8 protein-coding genes are annotated in these 13,527 nt (G+C 64.8%); 2 read left to right on the forward strand and 6 right to left on the reverse strand.

The features are described from left to right. Both Q0L25_RS05765 and Q0L25_RS05770 read right to left on the reverse strand, forming a co-directional pair. Positions 1–747, reverse strand: coding sequence for a methyltransferase domain-containing protein (locus tag Q0L25_RS05765; protein ID WP_296612402.1), 747 nt, complete (start codon positions 745–747; stop codon positions 1–3). Then, entirely contained in the window at positions 707–1,777 is a 1,071-nt protein-coding gene (locus Q0L25_RS05770; protein WP_296612404.1) for a hypothetical protein, read from the reverse strand. The genes Q0L25_RS05765 and Q0L25_RS05770 overlap by 41 nt, the downstream gene beginning before the upstream one ends. 271 nt (positions 1,778–2,048) lie before the next feature. Here Q0L25_RS05770 and Q0L25_RS05775 point away from each other — a divergent pair, with 271 nt between their 5' ends. Further along, positions 2,049–3,290 (forward strand): hypothetical protein, encoded by a 1,242-nt coding sequence (locus Q0L25_RS05775; protein ID WP_296612406.1) that lies wholly within the window; start codon positions 2,049–2,051, stop codon positions 3,288–3,290. 416 nt (positions 3,291–3,706) lie between these two features. Continuing rightward, a complete protein-coding gene (locus Q0L25_RS05780; protein WP_296612407.1) occupies positions 3,707–8,314 on the forward strand; it encodes an NAD-glutamate dehydrogenase domain-containing protein in 4,608 nt (1,535 codons plus the stop codon). Between the two features lie 113 nt (positions 8,315–8,427). Here the strand turns inward: Q0L25_RS05780 and Q0L25_RS05785 are convergent, their stop codons facing one another. From Q0L25_RS05785 to Q0L25_RS05800, 4 genes are read right to left on the reverse strand one after another with little or no spacing between them, the layout of a single operon-like run. Beyond that, on the reverse strand, positions 8,428–9,534 hold the full coding sequence (locus Q0L25_RS05785; RefSeq protein WP_296612409.1) for a PepSY domain-containing protein: 1,107 nt from the start codon (positions 9,532–9,534) through the stop codon (positions 8,428–8,430). 7 nt (positions 9,535–9,541) lie between these two features. Further along, the gene (locus Q0L25_RS05790) at positions 9,542–10,225 is read right to left on the reverse strand and encodes a Fe2+-dependent dioxygenase (RefSeq protein ID WP_296612410.1); all 684 of its coding nucleotides are present in this window, start codon (positions 10,223–10,225) and stop codon (positions 9,542–9,544) included. Next, the gene (locus Q0L25_RS05795; RefSeq protein WP_296612412.1) at positions 10,219–10,947 is read right to left on the reverse strand and encodes a tetratricopeptide repeat protein; all 729 of its coding nucleotides are present in this window, start codon (positions 10,945–10,947) and stop codon (positions 10,219–10,221) included. Before Q0L25_RS05795 ends, Q0L25_RS05790 begins: the two co-directional genes overlap by 7 nt. Next, positions 10,947–13,508, reverse strand: a complete 2,562-nt coding sequence (locus Q0L25_RS05800) for a TonB-dependent siderophore receptor (protein ID WP_296612415.1) — start codon at positions 13,506–13,508, stop codon at positions 10,947–10,949. The genes Q0L25_RS05795 and Q0L25_RS05800 overlap by 1 nt, the downstream gene beginning before the upstream one ends. Positions 13,509–13,527 lie beyond the last annotated feature (19 nt).

Consider the following 13,527-nt stretch of genomic DNA (forward strand, 5'->3'; position numbering starts at 1 on the left):
CTATTTGATGCGACACCAGTAAGCGTCGACGAAGCTTCCATCGGGGGGAACTGAACTAAGTTTTGGCGCTGCGGACGCTTCAGTGACCTGCGTCGGCGAACGGCCTTCGATCGTCAGGACGAGTAATCCTGCCTTAGCAATCATGTCCTTCTGATCGTCTCTCGACAATATAAGCGAAGGAAGCGCGCTTGCTCGCCCGTCCGGCGATAAAAATTCAGCATTGTCCTGGTCCGCCGCTTGTCCATTGGGTCGAAATCGGCTTGCCCACTCGAAAGATGGTGTTGTGAAAATAGCTGTCCCATCGGGCCGAAGAAGTCGTTTGATCTCGTCCCAAAGCTTCCGATCGTTATAGGGGTCGGCGAGGCTGGCAACTACCAAGCCAGCTGTCGCGGTTGGGAGGCCAGTCTGTCGTGCATCCGCGTTCACGAGTGTGACGGAAGCGGATGCAAGATGGTTGCTATATGCCAGCATCGCTGGGGATTCATCCACAAGAACCAGAGGGCGAACATTCCACCAGGCTACCGATTCCGGGATCGAAGATCTGCCGGCGCCGAGCTCAACGATGATCCCGTTTGTCGGCTTTTCCGGTGCGAGACTACGAATGAGCTGGATGCTTGCGGCTCTGAAGGCCGCGCAAGTTGGATGGAGCTCGGCGTTATAATAATGATCGGCTACCGCATCATACACGCCTTTGGAGAGGTCGCTATTAAGATTTGATCGCTGCAGAGTACTTGTTGAGCTCTTCACGTAACACCTTCAACCTAGCCCGCAGGCCGCATTCAAATGCTGCTTTCGCAATCGCTGCCGCAAGGGCCGTGGCGGATTTAGCATCTCCAAAGGCGCCTATCGAATCACAATCCGCGAAAAACAGACCAACCGGGAGGCCGTCGGGGCTGTCGGTGCCATCTTGCGCGGGAGCGCGAAGAACGGAACATAAATAGGAGGGGCGTTGTCGTGTGAGCCGACTGGCCTCCTCTCGAGTCATGCCCCAGTCGCACATCAAGGATTCGCGATCAGTTCGAACGTCCCCCTCCGCCAGGTGGGTTTCAGTGCGCCACGATCTGCCAACGATACCGAAGCGCTTCGAGAAAGTTCGACCAGCTGACGACTTACCGTCCCACGGGTAATATTCGGTAAGTTGGTACAGCCGATCTTCAAAAAGGATATCCTCTACATATAGGGTACAACGCACGCTCGCGATATCGGAAATCGGCTTTCCGTCCTTGAGCGCGTTCGCGTTGCGGAGCATCATTTCTAGACTCTGCCTTATGTCTAGCGCCGCTACCTGGCGACGAAACTCGCGGTCGGCCTTTTCGCGAAAGGAGTCGAACGCCTCTTCCGTAGTTTGCGCGAGCCGCTTTGCTGCCTCTGGGGTAAACTCTAGCTCGACCTCCCCAACTTTGACCTTCTGAGCTCTCCTAGCCAACCACATCGCTCCCCCATCAAGCCGCCGGGTAAGAAGGACTAAGGCTACGATTACGAGAACGACGGCAGGCCAGGTAAAACGGATCAATTCTCCAATACTGGCGTGGGCTATACGCCCGATCCCGGCGACCGTCTCGTGTAGGCCCTTAGCCAGTATTCCGGGCGGCAAGTCTATCCAGCCTACGATCACGAGACCGAAGACGATTATGCTAAGAGTCGCAATGAACGTCGACACCGCGCCGAACATATTCTTAGTCAGAAAACGACCAAAATCTCCGGCGTGTCGCTTCATGATCATCCGGAAAGTTTCGCGAACCTCTGGGATGCCTCTCGCCTTTGGGGTACCGTTCACGGGCTCATTACTCCGTTGGGAATGGCACTAAAAAATCGCAATTGCGGCTAATGAAGCGCTGGGATCAATGTCGCCCGCTGCCCTCTGCTGTCAACTGCTTGAGGTTTATTGGAGGCTCCGACCAGATCCCGGCGAGTAGCTGGTTGGAAAGACAGCTCCAGCACAGCCGCCCTTATTTACTTCTAGCCCCCCAAACACCCTTTACGCTTCATTTACCACGCCCGGGGCAAAACACGCTCTGTACGGGGCGATGTGCGCCCAGGGGACGTTTATGGATTCGCAGCGCGGCTACGAAGAGGACCGGTCGGATACCGATCGCGTCGTCGCGGATGATGGGATCGACGACACGACGGCGCCATCGGCGATCGGCACCGACGAGCGCCGAATGCACGTGCGCGCGTACAACCATTGGGTGTCGTTGCTGCGCGGGCGGGCCTATCCCTCTATCGAGGATCTGGACCCCGCCAATATCGCCGATTTCGGTCCGCATTCGGTGCTGCTCGATTTCACCGCCGGGATCGAGGATCCGGCGATCGCCTTTCTGGGCCGCGCGCTGCGCGACGAGACCGCGCTCGACCAGTCGATCACGCATATCTCTCAGGTGCCCAGCCGGTCGCTGCTGTCGCGGCTGACCGATCATTATCTTCAGATCATCGCCAACCGCGCCCCTATCGGGTTCGAGGCCGAGTTCGTCGGCACGCGCGGGCACAATACGATGTATCGCGGCATCCTGATGCCCTTTTCGTCCAACGACGACACGATCGATTTCATCTATGGCGTGATCAACTGGAAGGAACTGGTCGACGCCGAGACGCAAAAGAAGCTCGACGCCGAGGTCGATAGCGCGCTGCGCGCCGCGCCCAAGCCGCAAGCCGCCGCCCCGGTCTGGGCCGATGGACCCGCCGCCGACACGGCGCTGGTGCCCGAGCCGGAAGATCTGGCCGGCAAGCTGGAACAGGCGCGCCAGACCGCGCAGGCCGCGACCAATGCCGATACGCGCAGCCGCGCCGCGCTGTATCGCGCTTTGGGCCGTGCGCACGATTTCGGACTCGCCGCCGAACAGGATAACGAGACCTATGAACGCCTGCTCGCCGATGCCGGGGTGACCGTGCAGGAGCGCGCGCCGATGACCGCGGTGGCGAAGCTCGTGTTCGGCGCCGATTACGACAAGGCGCGACTGACCGAATTCGCCGCGGTGCTGGCGCATGCCCGCCGCCATGCCATCCCCGCCGGCCAGCTGACGCCGTTGCTGGAAACGGTCGAGGGCGGGATCAAGGCGGTGGTCGCGGCCGAACGCGCGGCACGCAACCCGGAGAAGGACGAGGCGCGCGATCCGCTGGCCGATATCGCCGAGCGGCTGGTGCTGGCCAGCATCGAGTTCGCGACTGGGCTGGAGCCTGGGGAACTGGTCGTGCTGCTGGGGCGGGCGACGGGGGAAGGCACGGTGGATATCGTTGCTTCGGTGGCGAACGACCGGCCGCTGGCGGCCCGGACGTTGAAGGCGGCGAAGTAGGTTACTTCGACGTCGTAGGTCTCTCTACCGTCACCCCGGACTTGTTCCGGGGTCCAAGGTACCGCGAGCGCCGGACTTGAGCCTCTTGCTTCTCACCCAGCCTCCCGTTGGTGCTCGAGCGAGATCGTGTCCCCCGGACACGATCTTGGCTTGCCGGGGGCAAGCCAAAGCTCGAACACGGCACAAGGCCGGGATGACGGAGGAAAGGGGCAAGGCCTCACCTCCTCGTCACGCCAGCGAAAGCTGGGGTCTCGTGCAGTATATCGATCGCCTGAGACCCCAGCTTTCGCTGGGGTGACGGCTATTGGCAGGATGACGACGTTTTGCGTGTCAGGTCAGCACCCCGCTAACCCACAAACCAAGTTTCACTCGAAACTATCCTTGAGCCCGCCGCTTCACGGGAGCATAGGGCGGCGATGGCCAAGACCACGCTGAAATCGCTGTCGGACGCGCTTGCGGACCGGCTGACCAAGGGCGCCTTGCCGGGAGAGCTGCAGGGATTCGGAAAGGCGGAGCGCGCGGAAGCGGCGAACTTCGTCGCCACCGCTGCCTATAGCCGGCCGCCGGGCGGACCGACGATCGTGATCGAGCCGATCGCCGCTAACGATCCGCGCCGCCGCATGCGCGTGGCGATCGTCAATGACGACATGCCGTTCCTGGTTGATTCGGTCGCGGCGACGATCGCGGCGCAGGGCATTGCGGTCGATCGCATCATCCACCCGGTCATTCCGGTCACGCGCGACCAATCGGGCGGGCTGATGAGCGTGGGCGACGGCAATCCCGAATCGATGATCTATATCGAGATGGAACGGGCCGACGCGCGCGAGCGCCGCGCCTTGGTCACCGCGCTGGAAGACAATCTGAAGGACGTGCGCGCCGCGGTGTCCGATTGGGTACCGCTGCAGGATGCGATGGCCGCCGACGCCGGGACTTTGGGTGGCGCGGGCGCGGAATTGCTCAACTGGTTCCTCGACCGCCACTTCACCTTGCTCGGCCACGGCAAGTTCGGCCGCGACGGCGGCGCCCGCGATCCGCTGGGCATTTGCCGCAACAAGAACGAAACGCCGATCCTGGCCGAAGCGTCGCGCGCGCTGGCGATCGAATGGTTCGAAAAGGGCAACGAAGCGCCGTTGCTGCTCAAGTCCAACCGCATTTCGAGCGTGCATCGCCACATCCCGCTCGACCTGGTCGTGGTGCCGATCCGCGAGGGCAAGACAGTCGCCGGCCTGTCGATCCATGCCGGTTTGTGGACGTCGTCCGCGCTCAATTCGCCGCCGGACGACGTGCCCACGTTGCGCACCCGCCTGGCCGACCTGCAGAAGAAATTCGGGTTCGATCCCAAGGGCCATGCCGGCAAGGCGCTGGAACATGCGCTGACCACCCTGCCCCACGACCTATTGATCGCCTTCACGCCCGAAGCGCTGGAGGAAGTAGCACTGACGGCGATGAGCCTGGCCGACCGGCCGCGGCCGAAACTGGTGATGGCGCGGTCGATCCTGGGCCGGCATCTGTTCTGTTTCGTCTGGTTGCCGCGCGACGAATTGACCACCGCGCGCCGCATCGCGATCGGCGAGATGTTGTCCGAGGCGGCCGGCGGCGCCCTGCTCAACTGGGCGATCGCGATGGACGATCTGGTCGCATTGATCCGCTATACGGTCGACGTGCGCGGCGAGGGCCGCATGCCCGACGTGGCGGCGCTCGATACCCGCTTGGCGCGGATGATGCGCGGCTGGGCGCCGGCGGTCGAAGCGGCGCTGGCGGAAAGCGACGCGGCGCGGTCGACCCGGCTGGCGCTGCGCTGGGCCAATTGCTTCCCGCAAGGCTATCGCACCGTCAACACCGCCGACGAAGCCGCGCGCGACATCTTCAGCCTGGCGACGCTCGACACGCCCGATCAACGCGCGGTGCGCCTCTATCGCGACGCGCGCGGCGAAGCGCGGCTGAAACTCTATCGCCTGGGCGGCGCGATCGCGCTGTCGGACGCGGTGCCGGTGCTGGAGAATTTCGGCTTCCGCGTGATCGAGGAAGTGCCGACCGCGCTGAGCGACGAGAGCCAGGGCTTCATCCACGAATTCCTGATCGAGGCGGCCGGCGGCGTCCGCAACGTGTTCGACGGCAATACCAGCGTGCTGGAAAATGCGGTCGCGGCGGTGCTGGAAGGCAATGCGGAGAACGATGCGTTCAACCGCCTGATCGTCGACCTCAACATGGCGCCGAGCTCGGCGGTGCTGTTCCGCGCCTGGTTCCGCTATCTGCGCCAGGGCGGGCTGACCTATGGCCTGACCACGGTGGTCGACGCGCTGCGTCGCGCGCCGGCGGTGACCGCCGCTTTGATCGAGCGGTTCGATGCCGCGCACGCGCCCGGCGGCAAGCGCGAGGCCGGCGTCATTGCCGCCGACGAAGCGATCAAGGCGGGGCTCAACAATGTCTCGGCGATCGACGACGACCGCATCCTGCGCGCGATCCATGGCGTGATCGCCGCGACCCTGCGCACCAACGCCTTCACGCCCGCGGCGGACGAGGCGCTGGCGTTCAAGCTCGACAGCCACAAGGTGCCGGGCCTCCCCGCGCCGCTGCCCTGGCGCGAAATCTGGGTGTACAGCCCGCGAGTGGAGGGCATCCATTTGCGCGCCGGCCCGGTCGCGCGCGGCGGGCTGCGCTGGTCCGACCGACGCGACGACTTCCGCACCGAGATCCTCGGCCTGATGAAGGCGCAGCGCGTGAAGAACGCGGTGATCGTGCCGACCGGCGCCAAGGGCGGCTTCTATCCCAAGCAGCTGCCCAGCCCCGCGGTCGACCGCGATGCCTGGTTTGCGGAAGGAACGGAGAGCTATCGCATCTTCATCCGCACGCTCCTGTCCGTCACCGACAATATCGTCGAGGGCAAGGTCGTCCATCCCAAGGGCGTGGCGATCCATGACGGCGACGACCCCTATTTCGTCGTCGCCGCCGACAAGGGCACCGCGACCTTCTCCGACGTCGCCAATGCGATCGCGATCGAGCGTGGCTTCTGGCTGGGCGACGCCTTCGCCTCGGGCGGCAGCTACGGTTACGACCACAAGGCGATGGCGATCACCGCCAAGGGCGCCTGGGTCTCGGTCCAGCGCCACTTCGCCGAGCGCGGGGTCGACGTGCAGACGCAATCGATCCGCGTGGTCGGCTGCGGCGACATGTCGGGCGACGTGTTCGGTAACGGCATGCTGCTGAGCAAGGCGATCAAATTGATCGCGGCGTTCGACCATCGCCACATCTTCCTCGACCCCGATCCCGATCCGGCCGCGAGCTGGGCCGAGCGCGAGCGGATGTTCAACCTGCCGCGGTCGAGCTGGGCCGATTACGACCCCAAGCTGATCTCCAAGGGCGGCGGCGTGTATCCGCGCACCGCCAAGACGATCCCGCTGTCGAAGCAGGTGAAAGCCGCGCTCGACATCCAGGCCGACGAACTCGAGCCCGCGGCGTTGATCTCGGCGATCCTCAAGTCGCCGTCCGACCTGATCTGGTTCGGCGGCATCGGCACCTATGTGAAGGCGGCAGCCGAGAACCATATCGAGGTCGGCGACCCGGCCAATGACCGCCTGCGCGTCAATGCCGAGGATATCCGCGCCACCGCAATCGGCGAAGGCGCCAATCTGGGCGTGACCCAGGCGGGACGCATCGCCTTCGCGTCGAAGGGCGGGCGGATCAACACCGACTTCATCGACAATTCGGCGGGCGTCGATTGTTCGGACAACGAGGTCAACATCAAGATCGCGCTCAACCGCGAGATGATCGAGGGCCGGCTGCAATTCGAGGCGCGCAACAAATTGCTCGTCCAGATGACCGACGACGTCGCGCACCTGGTGCTCGAGGACAACCGGCTGCAGACGCTGGCGCTGTCGATCATGGAGCAGGACGGCGCCCAGGCACTGCCGAGCTTCGTCCGCCTGATCGAGATTTTCGAAAGCGCCGGCCGGCTCGACCGCGTGGTCGAGGGACTGGCCGATAACGGCACCCTGCTCCGCCGTGCGCCCGAAGGTCGCGGCCTGACGCGGCCCGAACTGGCGGTGTTGCTCGCCACCGCCAAGCTCGCGCTGCAGGACGCGATCGAGCATTCCAACCTGGGCAGTGACGACGAATTGCTCACCGACTTGCACGCCGCTTTCCCGCCGGCGATGCGCAAGAAGTTCGCCGACGCGATCGACCATCACCGCCTGCGCGGCGAGATCATCGCGACCAAGCTGGCCAATCGCCTCGTCAACCGGCTGGGCGTGCTGCACCCGTTCGAGCTCGCCGAGGAGGAAGGTGCCGCGATGGCCGACATCGCGGCGATGTTCGTCGTGGTCGAGCGGCTCTACGATCTCGACAAATTATGGGCGGAGATCGAGCGGGCGCCGATGCCCGAAACCGGCCGCCTGGCGCTGTTCGACGAAGTGGCGGCCGCGGTGCGCAGCCAGATCGCCGATCTGCTGCGCGTGACCGCGCCCGGCACCACGCCATCGGCGGTGATCGCGCGACTGGCCAAGGGCGTGTCGGCGCTCGACCGCAAGACGAAGGAATTGCTGCTCGAGGAAGCGAGCGCGCAATCGGTGCGGATCTCGACCAGCCTGGAAGCGGCGGGCGCGCCGGCCGCGCTGGCGAAGAAGGTCGTGCGGCTGTTCGAGCTCGACGGCGCGGTCGGCCTCGCCGATCTCGGTGCCGAACTCGGGATGGACGAAACGGTGCTGACGAAGGCTTTCACCCATCTGGGGCAAGCGCTCGGGCTCGACTGGGCGCAGGCCACCGCGGCGCGCATCGTGTCGAGCGATCCCTGGGAACGCCTGCTGATCGCAGGGCTCGCGCGCGACTTCCAGCAGCTCCGCCTCGAATTCCTCGCGCGGCACGCCGGCAAGGACCCCGAGGGCGCGGTGGAGATGTGGCTGGGCGCCAATGCCGGCCGCGTCGCGCAATTCAAGGGCGTGGTCGACCGCGCCCGGACGGCGGCAACACCGAACGCCGCGATGCTCGCGCAGATTGCGGGGCAAGCGCGGGTGTTGTTGGGGCGGTAGGTCGTCTTCCTCAAGCCCCTCCCCTTTAGGGGAGGGGTTGGGGGTGGGGCGGTGCCCCAAGCGCATCGTCTGCGGATAGGCCCCACCCCAACCCCTCCCCTGAAGGGGAGGGGCTAGGAAATTGTCGCCTTCGCCCGCTGCCGCGCCTTCAGCTCGGCCTTCCACCCCCGCGCACGCCACCACATGATGACTCCGGTGACCGCCAGGATCGCCGGCAGCAGGCCGCCCAGAAAAATCACCACCTGCCACAGCAAGCCCATCCGCGTGCCGTCATGGATGCGGCGCATCAGGCGGGCGGTGTCCTCCTTGGGTAGGGGTGATACCGTCGCCGCGCCGGTCGCATCGTCGACCTTAACCTGACGCCCCGCGCCCTCGCCGATCGTGACGGTCCATTCCGGTTTGAGGTCGGTCGGCCAGGCAATCATTGCGATCTCGCCGGGCAGCGCCTTTCGCGCATTGACGATCGCGCTATCGAGGCCGGTCTTCGGCGCTTCCAGCGGTTTCGCCCTCGCGAGCGCGGCGCGGTCGGGCCCCTTTTGCGGCTGCGCGCCCGACATCGCGCCGAAGAATTGCGGGAAGCTGATCCACGCGCCGGTCAGCGACAGCACGAACAGGGGTAAGGCGATCCAGAAGCCGAACAGATGATGCAGATTGGTGTCGAGATTGCGGTGCCGGCGCCAGCGCAGGCCCCTCACCCATTTGCCGACCGTGGGCCACCACAGCCAGATGCCGGTGAAGCAGGAAAACAGCATCGCGACGCCCAACCAGCCGACGATCGAGCGGCCCCAGACGGGGATCATCATGCTGCCATGGATCATATGCATCGCGCGGATCAGGCCGGAGTTGCTGCTCGCACGATCGAGCACCCGCGCGGTCGGCGGATCGAGCCAGACATTGGTGCGCGTCGGTGGACCCGCTTGCGGCCTGGCGCCGCCGGGTATCGCCGCGACGATCACCGGGCCGTCGCCATTGGATAACGTGATAGACTGGATGCGATCGCCCGGCTTGAGCGCCGCACGCGCGGCGTGGACATAGAGTTGCGGATCAAGCGTCTGTTGGCCGCTGACCGCATAGCGCTGCGGATTGAGGCCATGGTCGAGCGCCTCGTCCCAGACGAGCGCCGCGCCGGTCACGCACAAAGGAATGATCAGGATCGCCAGGATCAGGCCGATCCATTTGTGCACCTGGAACCAGAAATTGCGCAGCCCGATCTTGGTCATCGTCGTCCTAAGCCTCGGCCCAGCGGCGGAGGAGATTGTGGTAGGTGCCGGTCAGCCGCACGACCGCCGGATCGTCCTGGCCGAGCCGCGCTGCGACGTCTTGTACCGACTGGTCGAGCTCGAACAGGATGCGGCGCGCGCTGTCGTCGCGGATCATCGACTGGATCCAGAAGAAGGACGCGACGCGCGCGCCGCGGGTGACCGGTTCGACGCGATGCACGCTGGAGGCGGGATAGAGCACCATATGTCCGGCCGGCAGTTTGACCCGTTGTTCGCCGAACTGGTCCTCGATCACCAGTTCGCCGCCGTCATAGCTGTCGGGATCGGACAGGAAGAGCGTCGCCGACAAGTCGCTTCGGATGCGGAAGTCGCTGCCGCGCCGGATGCGAATCGCACTGTCGACATGCGCGCCGAACGCGTCGCCGCCGGCATAGCGGTTGAACAGCGGCGGATAGACTTTGAGCGGCAGGGCAGCGGCGACGAACACCGCCGCGCTCGACAAGGCGTCGAGCACCATCGTCCCCGCCTCTCGCGCCGCCGCCGACTCTTCGGGCAATTGCGCGTTCTTCTTGGCAAGCGCCGATTGGTGACCCGAAGTCGCGTTGCCGTCGATCCACTCGGCCGCGTCGATGATCGCGCGCATCCTGGCGACGCCCGCTGCGTCGAGTACATCGGGAATTGCGATCAGCATCGGCCCGCCCCGCGCTCGATCGCGGCGCGGCCGCGCGCGCGAAAGGCGGGCACCGGCGAAGCGTCTAGAAACGCGGCGGCCTTGGCGACGAAGGCCGGGGTTGCCCGCTCTCCTGCGCGTTCGATCCAGCGAAGCGCTTCCTCGCCGCGTCCCTTGGCGCCGAGCATGCGCGCATGGTTGAACATGCCGCGAAAATCGCCGCCCTCGGCTGCCTGCTCGTAGAGTCGCGCCGCCTTGGTCAGGTTGCGCGCGACCACCCAGCCGTCCTCGTGGAAGCTGCCGACGAAGTTGATCGCCTTGGCATTACCCAATTTCGCCGCCTTCTCGAACCAGGCGAGCGCCGCCGCTTTGTCCTCGGCGACGCCGTGCCCCAGCGCGAGCAACGTCGCGTAATTGTACATCGCCCAGTCGAGCCCGCGTTCGGCGGCGATGCGATAGCAGTCCGCCGCGCGGGTCTTGTCGACCGCGACGCTCCAGCCAAGATCGTAGCAGCGCCCGACCATGTTGAGCGCCATCAGATGACCCTGCGCCGCGGCACGGTTGAACCAGGCGAAGCCGGCCGCTTCGTCCTTGGCGACGCCATTCCCGTCGAGCAGCAGCTGGCCGTAAAGCGCCTGCGCCTCTGCCTCTCCGCTTTCGGCGCGTTGGCGAAGAGACGCCGCGCGCTCCACCGGATCATCGGGCAAGCGCGCGGCGTCGACGACGGACGGTTCTGCCGTCATCAGAACTTGAACTCCACCGACCCGAACACCGTCCGCCCGGTAGCGATCGACGCGTAATGGCTGGTATAGACCTGGTTGAAATAGACCTTGTCGGTCAGGTTCTGCGCGTTGACGCTGAGTTGGATGTTCCTGGTCAGCTTGTACGACGCGCGCGCATCGAACCGCCAATAAGACGGGATCATGCGATAGAGGACCTTGGTCGCCGGCGTCACAGTGATCGCCCCAGTATTGGTCTGCGACGCGGCGCGATTGTCGGCATAACCGCCGAACTGCCGGTCCATGTAGAGCGCCCCGCCGCTGACCGAGAAGCGCTTGGTCACATCGACCGTGGTCCAGGCAGTAAACGAATTCTTCGCCGTTTGCGGTACTTGTTTGCCGTTATTGACCGACGGCACGAGGACAGTGGTCGCCTTGGCCGCTCCATTGGCCGCCACCGCGAGCGAGGTGAAACCGCCATCGATGATCTTGGGGTCGAGATAGGTATAACCGCCGAACACCGTCCAGCCGGGCATGATCGTGCCGTTGACGGTCAATTCCAGCCCGCGGATGCGGGTCTTGCCCAGGAACGAGGGCAGGCCGTCGTCACCCGTCACGCGCGCATTGGCGATGTCGGTCTGGAAAATCGCGAGACCCAATCCCAGGCGCTCGTCGAACAGGCTCGCCTTGGCGCCGACCTCATAGGACTTGGTCTTCTGTACCTTCAGCGAGTCGAGGATCGCGAGGTTCTGATTGGTGACACTGGTCGGCAACGCATTGTCCTCGCGCCCTTCGCCCAACAACGTGTTGGGAGGCGTCGCGGCCGTCGCGTAGCTTGCGTAAATGCTGGTCTCGGGCGTCGGTTTGAATACCAGGCCCGCCTGCCAGTTGAACAATTCGTCGGTGCGGCCGAGCCGGAAGGTCTGGGTCGCGGCATAGGTCTGGCCGGGCGTGGTCACCGATTTGAAGCGGTCGAACCGCGCGCCGAGGTTGAGGATCAGCTGTGGCGTCAAGGTGATCGAGTCGAAGCCGTAGACGCTGATTGTGTTGGCGTCGTTCTGCGTCTCCTCGAGCGGCAGGGACTTCACGATCGGCGATAGCGTGGACGACGTGTCGCTCGCGTAATTGACCCAGGGATCATAAGGATTGGGGTTGAACAGGCTGGTGCAATAATAACGGGAGACCGTCGCCGTGTTGCAGCGCGGGCTCCCCGTCGAGCCGGTCGACAGCGTTTCGACGCCGGAGGAATTGAGGAAGCCGCGCGTGACGAACGTGCCGCGACGCGCCTTTTCCCAGGAGAATTCCGCGCCCACCGCGATGCTGTGCTTGATACCGCCGGTATCGAACGTCCCGTAGAGATCGATCTGATCGGTCAGCGCGTCCGAATAGCTGTAGCGCGTATTGGCGCGGCGCCAGACATAACCGCCGCTGAGAAGGTCGCCGCGCGTACCCGCCGCCCCGGTCGTCGGGTTGGTCGGCGCCGTGCCGTATACGTTGCCGGTGCTATCGTCAGGCAGCAGGAAAATATAGGCTTGCGTCGAGTGCGACCAGCGCGCGGTGTTGCGGATGGTGAGCGTCGGCGTCAGGTCGTGTTCGAAGCGGAGCGTCGCCTGATCGGCGGTCGCGTCGCGGAAATCGCGGTCGACCAGCCCGTAATAGGTACTGCGGTCGACATAGCCGGTCTGGCCGCCTGCGGTGGTGATCCGGCCGAGCGCTGGTTGGGTATAGATGTTGCCCGAGCCCGGGGCGTTGGCGATCGTGTAGAGATAGGGGATGCCGCTGTCGGGCAATTCGTGGCTTTCCAGCCGGTAATAGCTCGCGGTCAATCGCGTCGCGGTGCCGAGGCCAATCGTCAGCGACGGCGCGAAACCCCAACGCCTTGCCCAGATCGCGTCGCGCCCGGCGAAATCCTGATCGTGCCACAGGCCCTGGATGCGGAACGCGACGGTCGGCGTGATCGCGATATTGAGGTCGCCGGTGATGCGCTTGTAATCGGCTTGGCCATAGCTTGCCGAGATGCTGCCGAAGGTGCCCGCCTTGGGCAATTTGGAGATGATATTGATCGTCCCGCCCGCCGATCCGCGCCCGCCCAGCGTCGAATCCGAGCCGCGAACGATCTGCACCGCATCGATCGCGAAGGTCTCGCGGGTCTGCGACGACAGATCGCGGACGCCGTCGACATAGATCGACCCCTGGCTGTCGAAGCCGCGAATGAAGGGACGATCACCGATCGGATTACCCCCCTCGGCCGCGCCGAAAGTGATGCCGGGCACGGTGCGCAATGCGTCCTGGAGCGAGGCCGATCCGGTTTCCTCGATCACCTTGCTCGGGATCACGACGATCGACTTGGGCGTGTCGACCAAGCGGGCCACGTCCTTGGGACCATTGGGTTCCGCCTCCGCTTTGATCAGCTGGCCATTGATGATGATGTCGTGGCGGCGATCCTGATCGTCGCCGTCGTCATTGGCCGGCGTCGGATCGGGTCCGTCGGCGGCAAACGCCGGATGCGCGGCAAAGGCGCCGACACAGGACAAGGCAAGGAAAGCCGGCTGCGCGACACGGCGCGCGGAGTTGTTGCGAGTCACTCTTATCTCCCTTGGGAGA

The organism is Sphingomonas sp. (assembly GCF_024508665.1).
Taxonomy (GTDB): Bacteria; Pseudomonadota; Alphaproteobacteria; order Sphingomonadales; family Sphingomonadaceae; genus Sphingomonas.

Excerpts from the sequence above, each read along its gene's own strand:
- Q0L25_RS05775 (WP_296612406.1), top strand. The coding sequence starts at position 2,049 with ATGGATTCGCAGCGCGGCTACGAAGAGGACCGGTCGGATACCGATCGC.
- Q0L25_RS05780 (WP_296612407.1), top strand. The coding sequence starts at position 3,707 with ATGGCCAAGACCACGCTGAAATCGCTGTCGGACGCGCTTGCGGACCGG.
- Q0L25_RS05785 (WP_296612409.1), bottom strand. The coding sequence starts at position 9,534 with ATGACCAAGATCGGGCTGCGCAATTTCTGGTTCCAGGTGCACAAATGG.
- Q0L25_RS05790 (WP_296612410.1), bottom strand. The coding sequence starts at position 10,225 with ATGCTGATCGCAATTCCCGATGTACTCGACGCAGCGGGCGTCGCCAGG.
- Q0L25_RS05795 (WP_296612412.1), bottom strand. The coding sequence starts at position 10,947 with ATGACGGCAGAACCGTCCGTCGTCGACGCCGCGCGCTTGCCCGATGAT.